This is a genomic window from Oceanimonas pelagia (assembly GCF_030849025.1).
GTDB lineage: Bacteria > Pseudomonadota > Gammaproteobacteria > Enterobacterales > Aeromonadaceae > Oceanimonas > Oceanimonas pelagia.
Window position 1 is genome coordinate 2442642 of record NZ_CP118224.1, and the last position, 20944, is coordinate 2463585.

At 61.9% G+C, this 20944-nt stretch carries 22 protein-coding genes; 1 reads left to right on the forward strand and 21 read right to left on the reverse strand.

Annotated elements, in window-relative coordinates; genetic code table 11:
- Positions 1 to 93 precede the first annotated feature (93 nt).
- The 9 genes from PU634_RS11685 to PU634_RS11725 form a co-directional block, all read right to left on the reverse strand.
- Entirely contained in the window at positions 94 to 1029 is a 936-nt protein-coding gene (locus PU634_RS11685) for an ABC transporter permease (protein ID WP_306760993.1), read from the reverse strand.
- A 4-nt stretch (positions 1030 to 1033) separates the two neighbouring features.
- Positions 1034 to 2008 (reverse strand): ABC transporter permease, encoded by a 975-nt coding sequence (locus PU634_RS11690; RefSeq protein WP_306760994.1) that lies wholly within the window; start codon positions 2006 to 2008, stop codon positions 1034 to 1036.
- A gap of 90 nt (positions 2009 to 2098) precedes the next feature.
- Entirely contained in the window at positions 2099 to 3652 is a 1554-nt protein-coding gene (locus tag PU634_RS11695) for an ABC transporter substrate-binding protein (RefSeq protein WP_306760995.1), read from the reverse strand.
- A 20-nt stretch (positions 3653 to 3672) separates the two neighbouring features.
- Complete coding sequence (locus tag PU634_RS11700) at positions 3673 to 5412, reverse strand: dipeptide ABC transporter ATP-binding protein (protein WP_306760996.1); 1740 nt, start codon at positions 5410 to 5412, stop codon at positions 3673 to 3675.
- A gap of 541 nt (positions 5413 to 5953) precedes the next feature.
- The gene (locus PU634_RS11705; protein WP_306760997.1) at positions 5954 to 6433 is read right to left on the reverse strand and encodes a phosphatidylglycerophosphatase A; all 480 of its coding nucleotides are present in this window, start codon (positions 6431 to 6433) and stop codon (positions 5954 to 5956) included.
- Positions 6430 to 7398 (reverse strand): thiamine-phosphate kinase, encoded by a 969-nt coding sequence (gene thiL / locus PU634_RS11710; RefSeq protein ID WP_306760998.1) that lies wholly within the window; start codon positions 7396 to 7398, stop codon positions 6430 to 6432. The genes PU634_RS11705 and thiL overlap by 4 nt, the downstream gene beginning before the upstream one ends.
- Positions 7399 to 7447: 49 nt before the next feature.
- The gene (gene nusB / locus PU634_RS11715; protein WP_306760999.1) at positions 7448 to 7858 is read right to left on the reverse strand and encodes a transcription antitermination factor NusB; all 411 of its coding nucleotides are present in this window, start codon (positions 7856 to 7858) and stop codon (positions 7448 to 7450) included.
- 13 nt (positions 7859 to 7871) lie between these two features.
- On the reverse strand, positions 7872 to 8339 hold the full coding sequence (gene ribH, locus PU634_RS11720; protein ID WP_306761000.1) for a 6,7-dimethyl-8-ribityllumazine synthase: 468 nt from the start codon (positions 8337 to 8339) through the stop codon (positions 7872 to 7874).
- A 90-nt stretch (positions 8340 to 8429) separates the two neighbouring features.
- Complete coding sequence (locus PU634_RS11725) at positions 8430 to 9494, reverse strand: mechanosensitive ion channel family protein (RefSeq protein WP_306761001.1); 1065 nt, start codon at positions 9492 to 9494, stop codon at positions 8430 to 8432.
- 70 nt (positions 9495 to 9564) lie between these two features.
- Here PU634_RS11725 and PU634_RS11730 point away from each other — a divergent pair, with 70 nt between their 5' ends.
- The gene (locus tag PU634_RS11730; RefSeq protein ID WP_306761002.1) at positions 9565 to 10461 is read left to right on the forward strand and encodes a DMT family transporter; all 897 of its coding nucleotides are present in this window, start codon (positions 9565 to 9567) and stop codon (positions 10459 to 10461) included.
- Positions 10462 to 10562: 101 nt separating this feature from the next.
- Here PU634_RS11730 and PU634_RS11735 read toward each other — a convergent pair whose 3' ends face one another.
- From PU634_RS11735 to glyA, 12 genes are all read right to left on the reverse strand, one after another.
- Positions 10563 to 10910: a HopJ type III effector protein gene (locus tag PU634_RS11735; RefSeq protein WP_306761003.1), complete on the reverse strand. Its 348-nt coding sequence runs from the start codon at positions 10908 to 10910 to the stop codon at positions 10563 to 10565.
- Positions 10911 to 10926: 16 nt separating this feature from the next.
- Entirely contained in the window at positions 10927 to 11586 is a 660-nt protein-coding gene (locus tag PU634_RS11740) for an alpha/beta hydrolase (RefSeq protein ID WP_306761004.1), read from the reverse strand.
- The gene (locus PU634_RS11745) at positions 11570 to 12124 is read right to left on the reverse strand and encodes a HutD/Ves family protein (RefSeq protein ID WP_306761005.1); all 555 of its coding nucleotides are present in this window, start codon (positions 12122 to 12124) and stop codon (positions 11570 to 11572) included. Before PU634_RS11745 ends, PU634_RS11740 begins: the two co-directional genes overlap by 17 nt.
- Positions 12125 to 12160: 36 nt before the next feature.
- Positions 12161 to 12943 carry a biofilm regulation diguanylate cyclase SiaD gene (gene siaD / locus PU634_RS11750; RefSeq protein WP_306761006.1) on the reverse strand — a complete coding sequence of 261 codons (783 nt, stop codon included), beginning with the start codon at positions 12941 to 12943 and terminating at the stop codon, positions 12161 to 12163.
- Complete coding sequence (gene siaC / locus PU634_RS11755) at positions 12936 to 13313, reverse strand: biofilm regulation phosphoprotein SiaC (RefSeq protein ID WP_306761007.1); 378 nt, start codon at positions 13311 to 13313, stop codon at positions 12936 to 12938. The genes siaD and siaC overlap by 8 nt, the downstream gene beginning before the upstream one ends.
- Before the next feature lie 21 nt (positions 13314 to 13334).
- Positions 13335 to 13877, reverse strand: a complete 543-nt coding sequence (gene siaB, locus PU634_RS11760) for a biofilm regulation protein kinase SiaB (protein ID WP_306761008.1) — start codon at positions 13875 to 13877, stop codon at positions 13335 to 13337.
- Positions 13837 to 15885 carry a biofilm regulation protein phosphatase SiaA gene (siaA, locus tag PU634_RS11765; RefSeq protein ID WP_306761009.1) on the reverse strand — a complete coding sequence of 683 codons (2049 nt, stop codon included), beginning with the start codon at positions 15883 to 15885 and terminating at the stop codon, positions 13837 to 13839. The genes siaB and siaA overlap by 41 nt, the downstream gene beginning before the upstream one ends.
- Before the next feature lie 280 nt (positions 15886 to 16165).
- Positions 16166 to 17275 carry a bifunctional 3,4-dihydroxy-2-butanone-4-phosphate synthase/GTP cyclohydrolase II gene (ribBA, locus tag PU634_RS11770; RefSeq protein ID WP_306761010.1) on the reverse strand — a complete coding sequence of 370 codons (1110 nt, stop codon included), beginning with the start codon at positions 17273 to 17275 and terminating at the stop codon, positions 16166 to 16168.
- Between the two features lie 30 nt (positions 17276 to 17305).
- Positions 17306 to 17959 carry a riboflavin synthase gene (locus tag PU634_RS11775; protein ID WP_306761011.1) on the reverse strand — a complete coding sequence of 218 codons (654 nt, stop codon included), beginning with the start codon at positions 17957 to 17959 and terminating at the stop codon, positions 17306 to 17308.
- Entirely contained in the window at positions 17959 to 19074 is a 1116-nt protein-coding gene (gene ribD, locus PU634_RS11780; RefSeq protein WP_306761012.1) for a bifunctional diaminohydroxyphosphoribosylaminopyrimidine deaminase/5-amino-6-(5-phosphoribosylamino)uracil reductase RibD, read from the reverse strand. Before ribD ends, PU634_RS11775 begins: the two co-directional genes overlap by 1 nt.
- Complete coding sequence (nrdR, locus tag PU634_RS11785; RefSeq protein ID WP_306761013.1) at positions 19075 to 19524, reverse strand: transcriptional regulator NrdR; 450 nt, start codon at positions 19522 to 19524, stop codon at positions 19075 to 19077. It lies immediately after the preceding gene.
- Between the two features lie 121 nt (positions 19525 to 19645).
- Positions 19646 to 20899, reverse strand: coding sequence for a serine hydroxymethyltransferase (gene glyA, locus PU634_RS11790; protein ID WP_306761014.1), 1254 nt, complete (start codon positions 20897 to 20899; stop codon positions 19646 to 19648).
- Positions 20900 to 20944: the final 45 nt, after the last annotated feature.

A 20944-nucleotide genomic window follows, 5' to 3' on the forward strand; every position in this document is an offset into this window, starting at 1 on the left:
GAATGACGAACACAAAAAAACCTGCAGACACAAGGCTGTGCCTGCAGGTCATAACGAACTTATAGCTTAAAGCTGATGGCTTACAGCCATGTTTTACCCTTTGTAAATCTTCGGGTTGAACACGTCCCGCAGCCAGTCGCCGAGCAGGTTGATCACCAGCACCAGCACCACCAGATAAATGCCGGGAAAGGCGGTGATCCACCAGGAGCCGGAGAAGATGTAGCTGAAGCCCATGCTGATCAGCGACCCCAGCGAGGGCTTGTCTACCGGCATGCCGAGGCCGAGGAAGGACAGCGCCGCCTCGCTCATGATGGCGTTGGCCACCTGCACCGTGGAGATCACCAGAATCGGCGACAGGCAGTTGGGCAGAATATGGCGGAACATGATGCGCATGGATCTGAAGCCCATCACTCGCGCCGCCTCCACGTATTCCTTTTTCTTCTCGGCGAGTACGGTGGCGCGAATGGTACGGGCATATTGCGGCCATTCGGCCAGCCCGATGATCACCACCAGCATCAGCACCGCATAGCGGGCGTAAAAGTCGGCCCCCAGAGTGGCCTGAAACACCGCCGACACGATAATCGCCACCATCATGGTGGAAAACGACAGCTGAACATCGGCAATGCGCATAAGAAAGTTGTCAATGCGCCCGCCAAAGTAACCGGCGCTCAGCCCCACTACGATGCCAATGGCCAGCTGCAGCGCCACCGCGCCCAGACCGATGATCAGCGACACCCGCGAGCCATAGAGAATGGTGCTGAGAATGTCACGGCCCTGCACGTCCGTGCCCAGCACAAAACGCTCGTCCCCCATGTCCAGCCAGCTCGGCGGCAGCTCGGAGTCGAGAATGTCGATGGTGGCCAGATCATAGGGGTTGTGGGGCGCGATAACCGGCGACAGAAAGGCCGACGCCGCCAGCGCCACAAACACCGCAAAGCTGACCATGGCGACCTTGTCGCGCAGAAAATGATAGAGAAAGTCGGAGCGGCAAAAACGGGCCCAGCGACTCAGTTGAAGTTCGGTGCTCATGCGCTTATCCCTTTGCTGCCAGGTTAACGGTGGGGTTCACCAGGCCGTAGATCAAGTCGACAATGGTGTTGGTCACCACAAAGATAAAGCCCACAAAAATCACGTAGGTGGTGATCAGCGGCGTATCCACCCGGGTAATGGCCTCGAGGAACAGCAGGCCGATACCCGGCCACTGAAACACGGTTTCGGTGAGAATGGTGTAGGCCACCATGGTGCCGATTTGCACCCCACCCACGGTGATCAGCGGCAGCAGGGTGTTTTTGAGCGCATGCACAAACCAGATGCGGTACTTGTCCAGGCCCTTGGCCCAGGCAAATTTCACATATTCGGCACCGAGCTGCTCCAGCATTTCCGAACGCACCAGGCGAATGAACAGCGGCAGCATGATGGACGACAGCGCCATGCTCGGCAAAATCAGATTACGAAAGCCCTGCCAGTTGAACAGCCCCGACTCCCAGCCCAGGGGGCTGGTGAGCTCACCCCGGCCATAGGCGGGCAGCCAGCCCAGCTCGATGGAAAACACATACATCAGCAGAATGGCGGTGAGGAACACCGGCACCGAAATGCCCACTATGCTGACGCCCATAATGATTTTGGACAGCACGGCTCTGGGCTTGATGGCGGAATACACCCCCAGCGGAATGCTCAGGGCAATAATGAGCACGCTGGCGCAGAACACCAGTTCCAGGGTGGCCGGCAGCTTGTCAAAAATCACCTCCAGGGTGGGCTGCTTGAAGAAATAGGAGGTGCCAAAGTCGCCCTGCAGCGCATTGCCCACAAAGCGGCCGTACTTCACCAAAAAGGGATCGTTCAGGCCCATGTCGTCGCGCATCTGCTGACGCACCTCTTCCGACACCGACTGACCCACCAGCTCACGCAGGGGGTCACCCAGATTATCCTGAATCGAGAAGGCCACCAGGCTGATGACAAACATCACCACCAGGGCCTGAAACACCCGTTTAAGCAGAAAAGTGAACATGTTTTAAGTTCCAACTGCGGGATTAGGGATCGGGGATTGGGGACTGGAACAAACCTGGTCCCTAATCCCCAGTCCCGAGTCCCTACCGGTTTATTCGACGACCAGATCACCCAGGTAGGGGAAGTCCATGGCATTCACCACCGCCTCGGCCTGCACTCCGTCACGGGCGCCCCAGGCCAGGTTCTGCCAGTGCAGGGGCACAAAGGCGGCGTCGTCATAGAGCATCTTCTCGGCCTGCTGCAGCATGCTTTCACGCCTGGCGCCGTCGGTTTCCAGGTTGGCCTCCTCGATCAACTTGTCGAGCGCCGGGTTGGAATAGTGGCCGCAGTTATACTGGCCCCGACCGGTTTCCTCGTTGCGGGTCATGGTGAGGAACTCCGAGAAGTTGGCGGTATCCTCGGTGTCGGAGTGCCAGCCAATCATCAGCATGTCGGCGGCGCACTTGTCGAACTCGGGCCAGTACTGGGCCACCGGCATGGTTTTAAGCTCAACGTCGATGTTGATGCGGGCCAGCATGGCCTTGACCGCCTCGGCAATGCGGTAGTCGTTCACATAGCGGTTGTTGGGGGCGATCATGCTGAGCTTGAAGCCGTCCTTGTAACCCGCTTCCGCCATCAGCGCCTTGGCCTTGTCCAGATCATAAAGCGGCACCAGCTCCGGGTTGTGGCCCACATAACCGGCGGGGGCCTGCTGCCCGGCGGTGGTGGCAAAGCCACGCATAATGCGCTTGACGATGCCTTCCTGGTTGATGGCGTAGTTCACCGCCTGACGAACGCGCACGTCGCGGAACGGCTCAAAACGGTCCTGATTGAGCTGGAAGGTAATAATACGGGTGCCCGGCTCGGTGATCAGCTTCACCCCGCCGGCGGACTCTACCCGCTTGTGATCGTTGGGCGACACCGGTTTGATAAAGTCCACGTCGCCGGCCAGCAGCGCCGCCACCCGGGTGGCGTCTTCCTTGATCGGCACCAGGGTCATGTTGTCCACGTTGCCGGGCGAGGTTTTATCCCAGTAATCGGCGTTGCGCTCATACTCCACCTTGACCCCCTGCTGGCGGAATTTCAGCCTGAACGGACCGGTGCCCGACGGATTGGTGGAGGCAAAGGAGCTGCCGTGCTTGACCACTTCGGCCTTGTTCTTGCCGTCTGCGGTGGTGCCGGTGTAGAACCTGGAGTCCATCGGGAACAGATAGGTCACCGTGTTCAGCACCAGCGGGAACGGGCCCTTGGTCACCAGATCCACCGTATGATCATCCACCTTTTTCGCTTCGGCAAAGGGCTCGAAAATGGCCTTGAAGTCGGGCGAGGTTTTCAGGCGGTTGAAAGTCCAGACGACGTCATCGGCGGTAAACTCGTTGCCGCTGTGAAACTTCACCCCCTGGCGCAGGTAAAAGCGCATGGTGTTTTCATCCACCCGTTCCCACTTTTCCGCCAGTCTGGGCTCAAACTGAAAATCCTTGGTCCAGCGCACCAGGGGGTCGAACACCAGGTGCGACATTTCCAGGGTAGCACCGGAAAGCTGCTCGTGCGGATCCATCGACACCGGATCGGCGTCGTAGGCAATGGTGATGTCGGCGGCCTGCACACTGAAGGCGAAACCGGCAGCCACCAGGGCGGCGGCGATTTTGTTGAGTCCTTTTTTCATGTAGCACTCCATTTACGGGGTTAATGTTGGCCTTGCGCCTGTTGCGAAATATCCAGTCCTTCCCGGGACATGCCCCTGAACTCGGGCATCAGGGAAATCAGCGAGCGGCTGTAAGGATCTGCCGCTCCGGTAAAGAGTTGCTCGGTGGGCGCCACCTCCACCAGGGTGCCCTTTTTCATTACCCCGATGCGATCGCACATCTGCCGGATCACCGGCAGATCGTGGCTGATAAACAGCATGGTGAGCCTGAGCTCGTCCTGCAGATCCTTGAGCAGGTTGAGGATCTGCGCCTGCACCGACACATCCAGCGCCGAGGTGGGCTCGTCGCAGATCAGCAGCCGCGGCCGGGTAGCCAGGGCGCGGGCAATGGAGATGCGCTGGCGCTGACCGCCGGAAAACTCGTGAGGAAATTTCACCCCGGCGGACCGGCCCAGTCCCACATAGTCGAGCAGATCGGCCACAATGCCGCGGATCTGCGCCTCATTCTCGGCCAGACCGTGAAAGCGAATGGGCTCGGCGATAATGTCTGCCACCCGCATACGCGGATTGAGGGACGAATAGGGATTCTGAAACACCATCTGCATCTGCCGGCGCAGCGGGCGGCGCTCCTGCTCGGTTCTGATGGCGGTGAGTTCGATGCCCTCGAACCAGATGCTGCCGCTGTCGGGCGGATACAGGCCGGTGATGGCCCGGGCGATGGTGGACTTGCCGGAGCCGGACTCCCCCACCAGGCCGAAGGTTTCGCCCTCGTGGATCTCAAAGCTGACGTCGTTGGTGGCCTGCAGATATTGCCGGCGCGACGGAAAAATCGAATCCTTGGTCACAAAGCGCAGGTTGCAGTGCTCAACTCTTAACAGGGCGCCTTCATAGTCGCGCTGATCCTGGCTCTGGCCCAGCCAGTGTGTTTTGAGATCCAGACTGGCTTTTTCCTTGGCGTCTTCAATGTAGGACACCAGCGGAAAGCGACGCAGCTTGATGTCGGAGCGGGGCACGGCGGAAATAAGACTGCGGGTATAGGCATGTTCGGGCCTGCCCAGCACTCGTTCGGTGGGGCCAATCTCCATCAGTTTGCCCCGGTACATCACCGCCACCCTATCGGTGACGTTCGACACCACCCCCATGTCGTGGGTGACCAGCATGCAGCCCACGTTGCGCTCCTTGCACAGGCCGCGGATCAGGTTAAGGATCTGATCCTGAATCGACACATCCAGCGCCGTGGTGGGCTCGTCGGCAATGATCAGCTCGGGATCGCAGGACAGCGCGATGGCGATCACCACCCGCTGGCGCATGCCGCCGGAAAACTGATGCGGGTACTGCTGAATGCGCAGTTCCGGCTGGGGAATACCCACGGCATCGAGCAGAGAAATGGCCTTTTTGCGGGCCTGCTCGCGACTGAGGCTGGTGTTGGCCAGCAGGGTTTCGACCATCTGAAACTCCACTGTAAACAGCGGGTTCAGGGAGGTCATGGGATCCTGAAAAATAAAGCCGATGCGTTTGCCCCGCACCGTGCTCATGGCGGCGGGCGGCAGACCGGAGATGTGTTCGCCATCCAGGTAGACATCACCGCGGGCGATGCGCCCGGGCGGGCTGAGCAGGTCGATCACGGCGTTGCCAATGGTCGACTTGCCGGCGCCGGACTCTCCCACCACGCCGAGAATTTCCCCCTTTTCAATGGTAAAGGAGAGATCGTCCACGGCGGCCATCACCCCGTGGCGGGACGGATATTCAATCCGCAGGTTTTTCACTTCCAGTAACGACATGCTCATCCTTAAACGGGACTGGCTCCCGTTGCTGCGCCGGAGCGGCCGGGGCTGAAGTGCCCTTTACTATAGCCCCAATCGACAACATTCCACCGACGCAAAATGCAACAAAAAAATAACATTTCGGTGCATTCTAATCTGCTCTCAAGGTAAAGGTAAAGATTGATGTGTTGGTTTGATGGCGCTTTTACAGCACATGTTTTCAAGGCAGCAAATTAAATGCAGCGTTTATGACTAACGTATCATTGACATACAGGTGATGACACACAGTGAGAAGCAGAGAGTAAAACGCCAAATCACGAACCGGCGCCTTGCCGGCCTGGTTTTGTCGGAACAGACAAACGGCAAGACCAGATTCAGGCAAAGAAGGGGAATGTCCGCACGGCAACCATCCGTAAGCCCGGCGCCGGCCTGTGAAACCCTGCCGGGCCGGACAGAGCCCCCGTCCCCGCCTTCGCGATGAATGACGTTTCTTGGCGGGGGAAAGAGATGATGAGACTCCGTGATGAAGGACGTTCCTGCGTGGGGGCGATGCGATATATCAGAGGTAAAACGCCAGCCCCTGCAGGCAGGCCAGGGCAAACAGGCCGGCAATCAGATCGTCGAGCATAATGCCGAATCCGCCGTGTACCCGGCGATCGAACCAGCCGATGGGCCAGGGTTTGACCATGTCGAAAAAACGGAACAGCACAAAGCCGATGGCGATCCACTGCCAGCCCGCCGGGGCCGCCAGCATGGTGACACCAAAGCCGATGAACTCGTCCCACACAATGGCGCCGTGATCGTGCCGGCCAATGGCAGCGGTAGCGGCATTGCAGATCTTTATGCCGGCGACAAAGCCCACCACCAGCAGGGCCACATAGAGCCACAGCGGCAGGCCGGCCATCAGCAGGTAGAACGGAATCGCCGCCAGGGTGCCCATGGTGCCCGGCATCACCGGGCTTAAGCCAGAGCCAAAGCCCAGGGCCAGCAGGTGCAACGGGTTGGACAGCTTCAGCGCCGCCAGCTCGGGCTTTCTCATTCGCCCCCCCGAAAATGATCCCAGCTGCTGGCGTTCAGCTCATGGGGCTTGCCCTCGGCCATCAGCTCCACCCCGGGCTCGCCGGCCACCATGCGTCCGATGCGGGTGAACTTCACCCCGCAATGGGCCAGGGCGGTTTCCAGCTGACCCCGGTGTACCTCGGGCACGGTAAAGCACAGCTCGTAGTCGTCGCCGCCGGTCAGGGCCAGTTGCCAAGCCTGCTCCTGACCGACAGTGTCGGTCATGGCCTGGCTCAGGGGCAGTTGCTCCAGCTCAAGCTGGGCACGCACCCCGGAGGCTTTGGTAATGTGACCCAGATCGCCGAGCAGGCCATCGGACAAGTCCAGGGCGCTGGAGGCGATGTCGCGCAGGGCCTGCCCCGCCAGAATGCGCGGATGCGGATGCTCGAACTTGTTGCGCACAAAGGCCAGGTGCGGCTCGCGCACTTCAATGTTGCCCAGCTGCTGCTGCAGCCCCAGGGCCGCATCCCCCAGGGTACCGGTCACATAAATGCCGTCGCCGGCCCGGGCGCCGTTGCGACGCAGGCCCTTGCCCTCCGGCAGGGTACCGTGCACGGTCACGGTGATCGACAGCGGCCCCTTGGTCATGTCGCCGCCCACCAGCGCTACGTTGTAATATTCCGCCAGTTCAAAGAAGCCTTCGCAAAAGCCCCTGATCCAGGCTTCATCGGCCTTCGGCAGGGTCAGCGCCAGCGACACCCAGCAGGGATCGGCGCCCATGGCCGCCAGATCCGACAGGTTCACCGCCAGCGCCCGGTGACCAAGGGCCACGGGGTCCATGTCGGCAAAGAAATGTACGTCCGCCACCAGGGTGTCGGTGCTCACCGCCAGGGTGGTATGGGGCGGCATTTGCAACAGGGCGCAGTCATCACCCGGGCCCATGATCACGTCCTTGCGACCACTGTGACCGGTAAAATATTGTTTTATTATTTCAAATTCATTCATAGAAAATGAAAAGCCAGCGTTCAGCTGGCTTTTTTCCCAATGCATCTCGTTATTTTTTCAACTGCTTGACGACCTTGTCGAGCACACCATTCACAAACTTGTGACTGTCTTCGGCGGCGAACGCCTTGGCCAGCTCGATGGCTTCGTTAATCACGACCCGATAAGGCACGTCTTCACGCCGGGTCAGCTCGTAGCAGGCCAACCTCAGCACCGCCTTGTCTACCATGTCGAGCTCGGCCAGCGGGCGCGACAGGTAAGGGGAAAAGACGCCATCCAGTTCGCTGGCATGCACCGACACACCAAACAGCAGGTCACGGAAGTAGTCCATGTCCACGCCCTTGGTGTCCTGCTCCAGGGCAAACTGCTGGGCAATGTCGGCCACGTTGTCTTTGGTCATTTGCCACTGGTAAATGGCCTGGGTGGCGAGTCGGCGGGCCTTGCGGCGTTCAGACGGTTTCAATGCAGTACTCCTCTCAGTCCAGCTGCTGCAGGACGTTAATCATTTCCAGCGCGCTCAGGGCCGCTTCCGCGCCCTTGTTACCCGCCTTGGTGCCGGCGCGCTCGATGGCTTGTTCAATGTTTTCGGTGGTCAGCACGCCAAAGGCGATGGGCACTTCGTACTCCATCATCACGCCGGCCATGCCCTTGCTGTTTTCGTTGGCCACCAGATCGAAGTGATAGGTGCCGCCGCGGATCACGCAGCCCAGGGCCACGATGGCGTCGTACTTGCCGGTTTTGGCCAGCTTTTTACAGGCCAGGGCGATTTCCACCGCGCCCGGTACCCGTACCAGGGTAATGTTGTCGTCCTTGACCTGACCCTGACGCTTGAGCACGTCCAGGGCACCGGCCACCAGGCTGTCGTTGATAAAGCTGTTGAAGCGGGCGACCACGATGGCCACTTTGGCCTCGGGTGCGGCCATCAGCCCTTCGATTACCTTCATGGGAATCCTTGTTAGCAGAAAAGTGCGCACATTCTAGCACAATCGGCGATTGACAAAAGCCTCGCCCGCCCCGTGGCTCGGCCCACGAACCTAGTCGCTGGTGTAGGTGGTTGCCTTGCCGGCATCATCCTGCCGTTGCAACAGGCACAGCCGGGTTTCTCCTGGCATCTCGATATGGGCGTTTTCCAGGGTCCGCTTGATGGTGCCGATCACTCGGGCGTGAGTCTGGGTGACCGCACTCTGCCGGCTGTCGGTCCACCAGCGTACACGAATGGTGACCCAGCTGGCCGCTAAGTCCCAGGGCAGTGCCTGCACGCCCGGCTCCCGGCTGACCCCTTCCACCTGCGCCACCGCCTGTGCCAGCAGCTCGCAGGCCAGTCCGAGATCGTCCCCATAGCCAATGCCCACGTCATACTGACTGCGCCGCTGCTCATAGGCGGTTTTCACCAGCACCGCATGGGTATAGATGTCGCTGTTGGGGATCACGATGCGCCGGCCATCATGGGTTTTGATAATGGTGGCCCGGGTTTCAATCCGCTCCACCGTGCCATGGTGTCCGCTGACCTCGATCTGATCGCGAATGTTAAAGGGCTGACGCAACAGGATCAGCAGCCCGGCCAGCCAGTTTTGCAGAATGTCCTTGAAGGCAAAGCCGATGGCCACCGAGCTCACCCCCAGGCCGGCGATCAGATCCCCGGGTTTCAGGCTGGGGATCACTATGGTCGCCGCCAGCAGCACGCCCAGCAGCACCATGGCCCACTTTACAAAGCCGCCCAGCACCTCCCCCAGGTTTTCCCGCTGTCGCCGCCGGGCATGAGTCTGCACCAGCCGCCGTGCCAGCGTCGCCAGGCCGTAAAACAACACCACAACCAGCAGGGCCACCACCATGTTGGGTACCAGCCGCACGGCGCCGTCGAGCCAGCTGTCAAGCCGCTCCATGATCACGCCGGGATCCATGTCGATTTGCCGGAATTGTTCCTGGCCACCGGCCGCCTTGTCGTGCTCCGCCATACCCTCCCCCTGCCAGTGCCTGACCGTTCTTCCTCTCTGTAAAGCGTAGGTCAGCCGAGCCATGCCCAGGCTCATAAAGAAGCGCCAGCGCGGGTGGGCAAGCCCCAGCAAATGCCTTAGAGTAAGCCGACGTTCGGCAACCATCCGGTTGTTCGGCTTTCCGGCGATTCCGCCGCGCAGTTCGTCTTTACATCAAGTTAATCGAGGGATATTTATGCTGCCGGAACGGCGCGGTGACCTGCTTATTCTGACCGCCACCCTGCTGGCCTCGGCCGGCTGGCTGTTTTCCAAGGAGGCCATCACCGCCCTGCCGCCGGCGGGTTTTGTGGGCTGGCGCTTTCTGCTGGCTGCGCTCATTCTGCTGCCCTTTTGCCAGCGCCGGCTGCGGGCCACCTCCCCTGCCAACCTGCTGAAAACCGCGGCCATTGGGCTGGTGATGACCCTGAACCTGATTTTCTGGATTCAGGCCGTGGCCCACAGCGAGGGCATAGGCGAAGGGGCCTTTATCATGAGCCTGGCCATGCTGATGGTGCCGCCCCTGACCTGGCTGCTGTTCAGGGAACGGCCCGGCCGTCCGTTCTGGCTGGCCCTGCCCATTGCCGTGAGCGGGCTGTTTTTGCTGACCTCGGGTAACGGCCTGTCGCTCTCCCTCGGGCAGTTACTGTTCTTGCTGGCCTCGCTGTCGCTGGCGCTGTATTTCAGCCTGAACAGCCGCTTTGCCCGGCGGGTGGATCCCATGGCGCTCACCTGTGTGCAGCTGGGCGTGACCGGAATCATGCACCTCATCTACTCCGCCCTGTTTGAACAATGGCCGGCGCAGGTGCCCGGCCATGTCTGGGGCTGGTTTGCCGCCAGCGTCCTGCTGGCCACCTCACTGCGCTTTTTCTGCCAGAGCGCCGGGCAGAAATACAGCCATGTGGCCAATGCCGCGCTGATCATGATGCTGGAGCCGGTATGGACCGTGCTGATCAGCCTGTTCTGGTATCAGGAGCCGATGCCGCCCCAGAAGGTACTGGGCTGTGTGCTGATTTTGCTGGCGCTGCTCAGCTTTCGCAGCCGGCCGCTGTACGAGTGGTATCGCAACCGCCGGGCAATGCGAATGGTACGCTGAAGCGTGGCCGCCATTCCCACGCAGGCGAAAGTCCGGAAGCCCGGCACCGGACTGTGCAACCGTACCGGGCCACATATGGCCCCCGTCTTCGCGGGACAACGTTACTCTTTCGGCGTCAGCGCGTCGCCGCTGAACTCGATGCCCGTCCAGCCGGTTTTGATAAAGTTGCGAATGTTCTGGTGATCGTCGCCGTCCGGGTTGCCCAGCACATCGTCACGGTAGAAGGCACCAAAGCAGGCCAGGGTTTCCTGCTCGTTAAAGCCCTGCAGCCGGGCAAAGGCAAACAGCTTGCAGGAGCCGTTGTTCTGACCGGCCTCATTGTGCTGATCACCATTGGTAAAGGCCACCGGGGTAAAGTCGTAGAGGCTGTCGATAAGCCCCATCACCTCGGCAAATTCAATGGTTTCGGGCGCCTCGGCCAGCTTTTTCTGCAGTTGGTTAATGTTCATGGGTTTCCTTATTACGTCAGTGCAGTGCCAGACAACGGCACAGAAAACGGGCGATATCGGCTATCTCCTCGGCGCACACGGCGTGGGCCATGGGATAGCGGTGGTATTCGGGCACATGGCCGAGTTGTTCCAGGGCACGGCAGGCACGCAGGCCCAGTTGCTCGCTCACCACCGGATCCTGGCTGCCGTGCAGCACCAGAATGGGCAGGTCGCGGCTGGCCTCGCTCGGCACCACGCTGCCGGCGGTAGCAAAATAGGTGGACATGGCAATCAGCCCACCCAGGGGCTTGTGAAAGCTCAGGGCCGCTTCATAGGCCACCGCGCCGCCCTGGGAGAACCCCGCCAGCACAATGCGCCGGCTGTCGATGCCGGCGGCGATCTGCTGTTCAACCAGCTCAATCACCGCCGCCGCCGAGGCCCGGAGCTGGGTTTCATCCACCTTGCGGTCAATGTCCATGGCCAGAATGTCGTACCAGGCGGGCATCGCCAGGCCACCGTTGATGGTCACCGGCATGGCCGGTGCATGAGGGAACACAAAGCGCACCGCCGCATTCGGCGGCAGCTTCAGTTCGGGCACGATGGGGGCAAAATCGTGGCCGTCGGCGCCCAGGCCGTGCAGCCAGATCACACAGGCGTCAGGGCGCTCACCGAGGGTTCGTTCAACACAGGGCAACATGGTCAGACTCCGCATCAGGGTAGAGGGTAATGTCCACCAGCACACCGTCGTGCTCGGCGGTGAGAGAAAATGCCTCGTCCGGCGCCACTATCCACAACCGGGGCTCACCGCCGTGCAGATACAGCAGCCGGGCCTGAGGCGCCTGGCTGAAACAGGCATCGCCGGCCCGCAGGGGCAGCACCTCAAGGGTGGCCCGCCCCCAGTCCCGCCGGGTCATCAGGTTGAAATCGAGACACTCCCCGTTCAGCAAGCGGCAGTGAACGGGCTCGTCTCCGGAAAAGGCTATTGGCTCAAACGGCCGCTTCAGCACCCGAGTGCCGCTGGCCATGGCCAGCTCAACACCGTCTCCCTCCAGCAGCATCAGCACCCGGTCGATACCGGGAAAGCATGAAAAGGGGCCATTTTGCCCCACTCGGGCCGTGGACAGGCGCACGGCAAAATCGCCCTCGGCCGGAAGCCGCAACAGCTCGCAGGTAGTGCCGCCGCCGTTTTTCCAGGGCATGTCGGTAAAATGTGCCGATGTCAGCAGGGTGGCCATGTTGCCGCTCTCACAATAATGGTTCGGGCCGGTCGCTCAGGCGCCGGCCAGGTGCAGCCGATCCCGGCCGGCGTTTTTGGCGCCAATCAGCAGCTGATCGGCCCGCCGCAGGGTGTCGTCCAGCGTCTCGTGGGGCTGGTGGGTAGTCAGGCCAGCACTGACCGTGAGCCGCAGGGCAGGCACTTCATCCACCACCAGCTCTCGCACCGCGGTCATGATCCGTCTCAGCAGGGCGCCGGCCGGCTCCAGGGCGGTGTGGGGCAGCAGCAGCACAAATTCTTCACCGCCCCAGCGGGCACACAGATCCTGAGTGCGCAGCTGGCCGGCCAGGGTTTCCGCCAGCCGGCACAACACCCGATCGCCGGTGTCGTGGCCGTAAGTGTCGTTGATGCGCTTGAAATGATCCACGTCCAGCATGGCCAGGGCAAAGGCGGGCTGGCCGCGCCGGCAGCGGGCCTGCTCGTCGTGCAACCGCTCCATCAGCTGACGGCGGTTGGCCAGCCCGGTGAGCGGATCCCGCAGCGCCGCCTGGCGCAGCTGATCGTTCAGCTCCAGCAGGCTGCGCTGGTAACGATCGGAAATACGGGTGATCTTGTCCAGCCGCTTTAGCTGGCGATCGTATTGTTGCAGCAGATCCTGGTTGCGGGAAATCGCCACGCAGTAGCTGCTGTCGGAAATGCGCAGCAACCGCTCCAGCCGAATGCGCTGCTCCCGGTTGCGCTCCGCCAGGGCCGCCACCAGCGGCAGCAGCGGATTGTGCCGGTGTGCTGGATCGGCCAGCAGCCGCTCCAGCTCCTCTTCCGAGGGCAGTTCAGCCATGGGGCAGAACCTCAAAGGGGAAGCTGCAGTCTTCCCGGAATTCCTCGGCCAGCTCTTCGACCCGCTCGTTATCCGGGTCAAAGAACCACTGCACCGCCACGTTCCGGTTTTTTTCAAAGGCCGCTTCCAGCAGATCGAAGATGTCCATCATGGCCTTGACGCTGCTGGTGTTCATGTACATCAGGTGCAGCTCCAGCCGCAGGGCTCCGGCGGACTCCTCCAGGTATTGCTCAATCCAGCCAATAACCTCATGAAAAAATTCAAAGGAGTTTTCCGGATAGGAATCCCCTTTCATCACCACAGTGCCCAGCACCGGATCGCAGACGATATCCGGGGTCGACTGGGTACCGGTTATTACCAGTGTGTTCATTGCCAGTTCCGTATTCATAACTTACACCACCGCCAGAATGCTTAAAAAACCGCGCCCGTTCCCCACGTCCACCAGCCGGGCGGTCACGGGCAGGGCCGACTTACGCGCCACGTCCAGCAGCCCCAGGCCGGCGCCGCTGCTGCCCTGCTCATTGCGGGGCTGGCGCAACTGGGTCTTGTAGGCCGCCCTGAGTTCGCGCTTGTCCATGGCTGCCAGGGTCGCAATGCGGTCGCACAGGGCCTGACCGTCCGCCAGCTCCACCAGGTTGCCGGCCATCACCTGGTAGTGGCCGTCTTCACCACCGGCGACCACCACGGTAGCCGAGCCGTCCCGCTCGCCGTAGTTCATGCGGCTGGCGTAATGGCGAATGTTCTGGGTCAGCTCGATATAAACGCCAAATACGTCCATGGCGGCGCCGGGCTGGGCATTGTCGGCCTGCAGATAATTTCGCAGCGCCTTGCCGATCTCTTCGATCAGGCCCCGGGAGATGGGGCCGTTGAAGCACAGCAAAATGCGGTTTAGATTAAACTGCTCGCGTATCGACAGCAGGTCTATGCCTTGCATCGGTTACTCCTTGTAAGTGGGCGTCCATGCGAAACGCCAGCAGGGTGATATCGTCCCGCTGGGCATGACCGCCGCGATATTGGTCCAGCTCGCGCTTCAGGGCCTCGGCCTGCTCCGCCAGCGGCAATCCGGCATGGGTGCGCAGCAGTTCGCGGAACCGGCTGCCGCCCAGGCCAAATCCCTTGGCACCGCCGGCCTGATCCAGATAGCCGTCGGTGGTCAGATAATACACCTGGCCATGGTGCACCGGCAGCCGCTGATCTTCAAACTGGCCCGGGCGCCGGTCCAGCAGGCTGCGCCGCTGGCCCTTGTGCTCTTCCACACTCTCTGCATCGCTGCAATACAACGACATTTTGGCACCGGCAAACACCAGTTGCCCGGCGGGAGGATCCACAAACACCAGGCCGGCGTCCATGGTGGTGGCCAGGCCCCGGGGCAGTTCGCAGTTCCGCAGCATGCCCCTGAGGGTGTGATCCGCCAGTTGCAGAATGGCTGCCGGCGATGCCATGCCGAGCTCACGTACCGCGTGATCGAGCGCCGCCCGGCCCAGCATGGTCATCAGCGCGCCGGCCACGCCGTGACCGGCGCAGTCGACCACCCCCACCAGAAAACGGCCCTGCTCACCGGGCTGAAACAGGTAAAAATCGCCGCCCACCACATCCCGCGGGTGCCACAGCACGAAGTGATGTTCGCCCAGCACCTGGGTAAGTTGCCGGTCCGGCAGAATGGCCTTCTGGATCAGGCTGGCATAGTCGATGGAGTCGTTGATCTGCTGATGGGCCTGGCGCATTTTGCGGTTGGCCTGCTCCAGCTCCCGCGTACGGCTTTGTACCTTTTGCTCCAGCTCCGCGGTGTGGCTGCGCACCTTGTCCACCATAACCCCAAAAGCCCGGCTCAGATCGCCGATCTCGTCGCCGGAGGGGGCCGGCAGCGAGACCTCGTAACTGCCGTCGGCAATGGCGGTGGCCGAGCCCTGCAGCCGGCGCAGCGGACGCAGCACCGCCCGCTCCACCGCGTAGGCCAGCCCCAGCAGTAACACCGCCAGCATCAGCACCAGGCCGAACAGGGCCGCCTGCACCAGCCTCGGCTCCAGCACCTGCGCCAGCCCCAGATCCACCGCCGTGGTCAGGTACCAGTCGAGCTCGGGAATGTACCCCACGGCCAGCAACTGGCGCCGGCCATCCAGGGTAAACCAGTCCATGGCGATGCCATCGGGCGAGGCCGCCACCTGCGCCAGCAGCTCGCTGAAGCGGGTGCCCTGCTCGACGGAGCCCAGCCGCTCGTGCAGGGTGGCCGCCTCACCGCTCATGCCCGCCGCCGAGCCCAGGGCGATCAGGCTGGCGTCGGGATGAGCCTGGTAGCGGCCGTTCCGGTCGAGGATCATGGGCATGACCCCCTGCCGCTGAATGGCGATAAAGTCGTTGATAAAGCGGGTCAGATCGATGCCGGTGCCCGCCAGCCCCAGAACCCGGCCCCGCTCTTCCACCCGCACGTTGATCCACACTCGGGTGGTGCCGAGACGCCTGTCGTGGTTAACGTTGATATTGAGCCGTTCGTTATCGCGCATCAGATTGAAAAACCACTGATCGTCGGCGCGGTCTGCATCAAGCCGGTAGCTGGGCCGGGCATCAAAGGGCTGGTCTGGGGCGTGATAGTAATAATCGCGGCTGTCGGCGTTGATCAAAAACCAGGAGTGGCTGCTGAAGTCGGCGGCAACGCCTTCTGCCTCCTGAATAAACAACGCGGCATCCGCATCACCGGCCAGCCAGCGGCGGGTCAGCACCGAGCCGGCAAAACGCTCGGCCAGGGCCAGCTCGCGGGTAAGCGGCACCAGTATGTGCTGACGGTTAAGACGGGTGAAATTGTCGGCGTAGGCACGGCCGAAGTGTTCCTGAATGCCGGAAAGCAACTGCCAGCCAATGCCCACCGCCGGAATAAAGGCCAGGATGCAGGCCAGCAACAAGGCCCAGATGGATTTTGCCCTAAGTCCCTTTCCCCAGATGGCCATGCTCGCCTGCTTCGTTCCATTGATACGTTTGAGGCCGGTATTGTTGTCTTTTTTACGGGCAAACTCAATTCGGAAGGCATATTTAAAATGTGTATCAAAACGGGAAAGCAGGAGGGGCCGTGCAGGCCGTCAATCCCGCAACGGCTGGCATTCGGGGGCAGAGCATGCCGGTACCGTGATTGAAAACCCGGCGTGGCCGGCAGAAGGCCCCCCGCCTTTGCGAGGGAGACCAATGCAAAGGCGGGGGGTAACAAAATGGAAGGCAGGGCAACGAGCCAACTTACTCGGTCACGTATTCCACCACTTCCAGGCCAAAGCCCGACAGCGCGTGGTAGCGCTTGGGCGAGCTCAGCAGGCGCATCTTGCCCACGCCCATGGCACGCAAAATCTGCGAGCCCACGCCCACCCGGCGTGAAGTGCCCTGGCGCTTGGCCGCTTCCGGGCGCTCGCCCTTGTCGGCGGCCTCAAACATGCGCACCACCGACAGCAAATGATCCGGGGTTTCCTCCTTGCCGAGGATCACCAGCACGCCGCCTTCGGCGGCAATGCGCGCCATCGACTTGTCCAGCGGCCAGCTGCGGCTGGCGTGGCGGTCGGTCATCAGCACGTCGGTGAGCATGTCGTGAATATGCACCCGCACCAGCGCCGGCTGATCGGCCTTGATCTCGCCCTTGCGCAGGGCAAAGTGCACCTGATTGTCGATGGTGTCGCGGAAGGTCACCAGCTCGAACTCGCCGTGCTCGGTGGGCAGCTGGCAGCGGGCCACCTGCTCGATGGTGGTTTCGTTCTGGTTGCGGTACTCGATCAGATCGGCAATGGTGCCCAGCTTGAGGCCGTGCTGCTCGGCGAACTTTTCCAGATCCGGACGGCGCGCCATGGTGCCGTCTTCATTGAGGATTTCCACGATCACCGCCGCCGGCTCCACCCCCGCCAGCCGGGCCAGATCGCAGCCCGCCTCGGTGTGGCCGGCACGGGTCAGCACGCCGCCATTCTGGGCCTTGAGCGGAAAGATATGGCCGGGCTGCACCAGATCCGACGGCTTGGCGTCTTTCGCCACCGCCGCCTGCACGGTGCGGGCCCGGTCGGCGGCGGAAATGCCGGTGGTCACCCCCTCGGCGGCCTCGATGGACACGGTAAAGGCGGTGGAGAACTGCTCGGTGTTACGGCTCACCATCTGGGGAATGTCGAGCTGACGGCAACGGGCCTCGGTCAGGGTCAGGCAGATCAGGCCCCGGCCGTATTTGGCCATGAAGTTGATGTCTTCCGGACGCACGTGCTCGGCGGCCATGATCAGATCGCCTTCGTTTTCCCGGTCTTCGTCATCCATCAGAATGACCATTTTGCCCTGACGAATGTCGTCGATGATTTCCTGGGTACTGCTTAACGCCATGATGTTCCCCTTGGTTGATTCGGTTAGCCGCTATTTCACAAAACCGCTGGCGGCCAGGGTCGCCAGGGTCAGTCCGCTTGAAGCGTCACTCTGGCCACCGGCCAGCAGCCGCTCCAGGTAGCGGGCGATAATATCTACCTCCAGGTTGACACTGCGGCCAACCTGCCAGTCATTCAGTGTGGTGTTATTCAATGTATGGGGCACCAGCGTCAATTTAAAGGTCGCGCCCGCCACCGCGTTCACGGTGAGGCTGATGCCGTCCACGGTAATGGAGCCCTTTTCGGCAATATAGCGGGAAAGCGCCGCCGGGGCGTCGACCCACAGCTCGATGGCAAAGCCCACCTTGCTCTTTTTGCTGATACGGCCCACGCCGTCCACATGGCCGGACACCAGATGACCGCCGAGACGGGTGGTGGGCAGCAGCGCCTTTTCCAGATTCACCGCCCGGCCCGGCTGGTAATCGGCAAATCCGGTGCGATTAATGGTTTCCGCCGAGACATCGGCGCAGTAGTAGTCCTTGCCCAGTTCGGTCACGGTGAGGCAGACACCGTTGGTGGCAATGGAATCACCCAGAGCGACGTCGGACAAGTCCAGCGCCGGGCAGTGAATGCGGATCACCGAGGAGGCACCCTTTCGCTCGATGGCGGCCAGGGTGCCGGTGGCTTCAACAATACCGGTAAACATCAGTCGGTTACCCTTGCAGTCAGTTTGAGATCACCACCCACCCGGCGGCAATCCTGCCAGGCCAGCCGGGGCGGCTGGCTCATGGCGGTAAATTCGGGCAGCGCCAGCAGGCCCCGGGCCGGGTTGCCCATCAGCATGGGGGCCTGATACAGAATCAGCTCATTCACCAGGCCGGCGCCGAACAGGGCGCCGCCCAGGGTGGCCCCCGCCTCCACCCACAGGTGGTTAAGCTGGCGCCGGCCCAGCTCATCCAGCAACAGCTCAAGATCCAGCTTGCCGTTGCCGGCCTGCGGCAGCACACATTCCTCCACTTCATCACCAAAACCGCCGGTTACCCAACCGCGCAGCAGCAGCACAGGGCCGGGCTGCGCAAACAGCCTGAGCCCGGCGTGCAGCCGGTTCTGGGTGTCGATGATAATGCGCAGGGGCTGACGCAGCTCGCCCTCGGCATAGTCATGGCGCAGCGAGGCCGGCAGCTCCCCCCAGCGCACGTTGAGGGCGGCGTTGTCGGTCAGCACGGTGTCGGCGCCGGAGAGAATGGCACAGCTTTGCGCCCGGTGGCGCTGCACGTCGCGCCGGGCGGCGGGGCCGGTGATCCACTGGCTTTCGCCGTTGGCGAGCGCGGTGCGGCCATCAAGACTGGAAGCCAGCTTCAAGGTCACAAAGGGACGGCCGGTGCGCATGCGGTGCAAAAAGCCCACATTCACTGCCTCGGCGGCCTCGGTCATCAGTCCGGCCTCGGCCTGAATGCCTGCTGCCTGCAGCATGGCCAGCCCGCGACCGGCCACCTGCGGGTTGGGATCTACCATGGCGGCCACGACCCGGGCCACACCGGCGTCGATCAGCCCCTGGGCACAGGGCGGGGTGCGGCCGTGATGAGAGCAGGGCTCCAGGGTGACGTAGGCGGTGGCGCCGCGAGCGGCGGCGCCGGCTTCACGCAGGGCAAACACCTCGGCATGGGGGCCGCCGGCGCGCCGGTGAAAGCCCTCGCCCACCCGCTCGCCGTCTTTGACAATCACACACCCCACCGCCGGGTTGGGACTGGTGGTAAAACGGCCGCGGCGGGCCAGCTCAAGCGCCCTGGCCATCCAGTGCGCGTCTTGGGATGTAAACACTTATTGCTCCAGGCGGGCTATCTCTTCGCCAAACTGACGCAGATCCTCAAAACAGCGGTACACCGAGGCAAAGCGAATATAGGCCACCTTGTCGAGCTGCCTGAGCTCTTCCATGACCAGATTGCCCACCAGTTCGGATTTGACTTCCCGCTCACCGGTGGCCCGCAGCCGCGACTTGATGCGGCTGATGGCCTGCTCGATGGCCTCGGTGCTGACCGGGCGCTTTTCCAGCGCCCGCTGCATGCCGGCTTCCAGCTTGTCTTCGTTAAAGGGCTCGCGAATGCCGCTGGTCTTGATGATGCGCGGCATCACCAGCTCGGCGGTTTCAAAGGTGGTGAAACGCTCCCGGCAGGCATTGCACTCCCGCCGCCGGCGCACCTGCAGGCCATCGCCGACCAGACGGGAGTCGATTACCTTGGTTTCGGTTGCGTTACAAAAGGGGCAGTGCATGAAGCCTCCGCGGGGCCTGTTAATCGGCTGTTAGTGTAAAGAAGCGGGCTGTGGATTGAAAGCAAGAGAAAATAAAAACGGGGCCCGAAGACCCCGTTTCTGATGCCGTTACCGGTGCGCCTTACGCGTAAACCGGGTGGCGACGGCAGATATCCAGCACCTGCTCTTTCACGCTGGCGATGGTGGCCTCGTCGTTGATGTTGTTGAGCACATCACAGATCCAGCCGGCCAGCTGGCGCACGTCGGCTTCCTTGAAGCCACGACGGGTCACCGCCGGCGTACCGATACGAATGCCGGAGGTCACAAACGGAGAGCGCGGATCGTTGGGCACGGCGTTCTTGTTGACGGTAATGAAGGCGCGGCCCAGGGCGGCGTCGGCTTCCTTACCGGTGATATCCTTGTCGATCAGATCCAGCAGGAACAGGTGGTTGTGAGTGCCACCGGAAACCACCTTAAAGCCACGCTTCTGGAACTCGTCGGCCATGGCCTGGGCGTTTTTCACCACCTGCGCCTGGTATTCCTTGAACTCGGGCTCCAGGGCTTCCTTGAAGGCCACGGCCTTGGCGGCGATCACGTGCATCAGCGGGCCACCCTGACCACCGGGGAACACGGCGGAATTCAGTTTCTTTTCCAGCTCTTCGTTGTTGGCGGCAGACAGAATGATGCCGCCACGGGGACCGGCCAGGGTCTTGTGAGTGGTGGAGGTCACCACGTGGGCGTGAGGCAGCGGGTTGGGATACACACCGGCGGCGATCAGGCCGGCCACGTGGGCCATGTCGACCATGAACCAGGCGCCGACCTTGTCGGCGATTTCACGCATGCGGGCCCAGTCTACGATGCCGGAGAAGGCGGAGAAGCCGCCGATGATCATTTTCGGCTTGTGCTCAACGGCCAGACGCTCCATTTCTTCGTAGTCGATCACACCCTGCTCGTTGATGCCGTAGGGAATGATGTTGTACAGGCGGCCGGAGAAGTTGGCGGGAGAGCCGTGAGTCAGGTGGCCACCGTGGGCCAGGTTCATGCCCATGACGGTGTCGCCGGGCTTGACCAGCGCCAGGAACACGGCGGAGTTGGCCTGAGAGCCGGAGTGTGGCTGCACGTTGGCCCAGGTGGCGCCGAACAGTTGCTTGGCACGCTCGATGGCCAGCTCTTCCACCACGTCCACATATTCACAGCCACCGTAGAAACGCTTGGCCGGATAGCCTTCGGCGTACTTGTTGGTGAGCTGGGAGCCCTGAGCCTGCATCACCCGCGGGCTGGTGTAGTTCTCGGAAGCGATCAGTTCAATGTGCTCTTCCTGACGCACGGTTTCATCGCTGATGGCCTGCCACAGCTGGGGATCATAGTCGGCGATATTCATCTCACGCTTTAACATCCGTCTCTCCTGACTCATGGGGGATTGTCACTGAAAGCCAGAGTG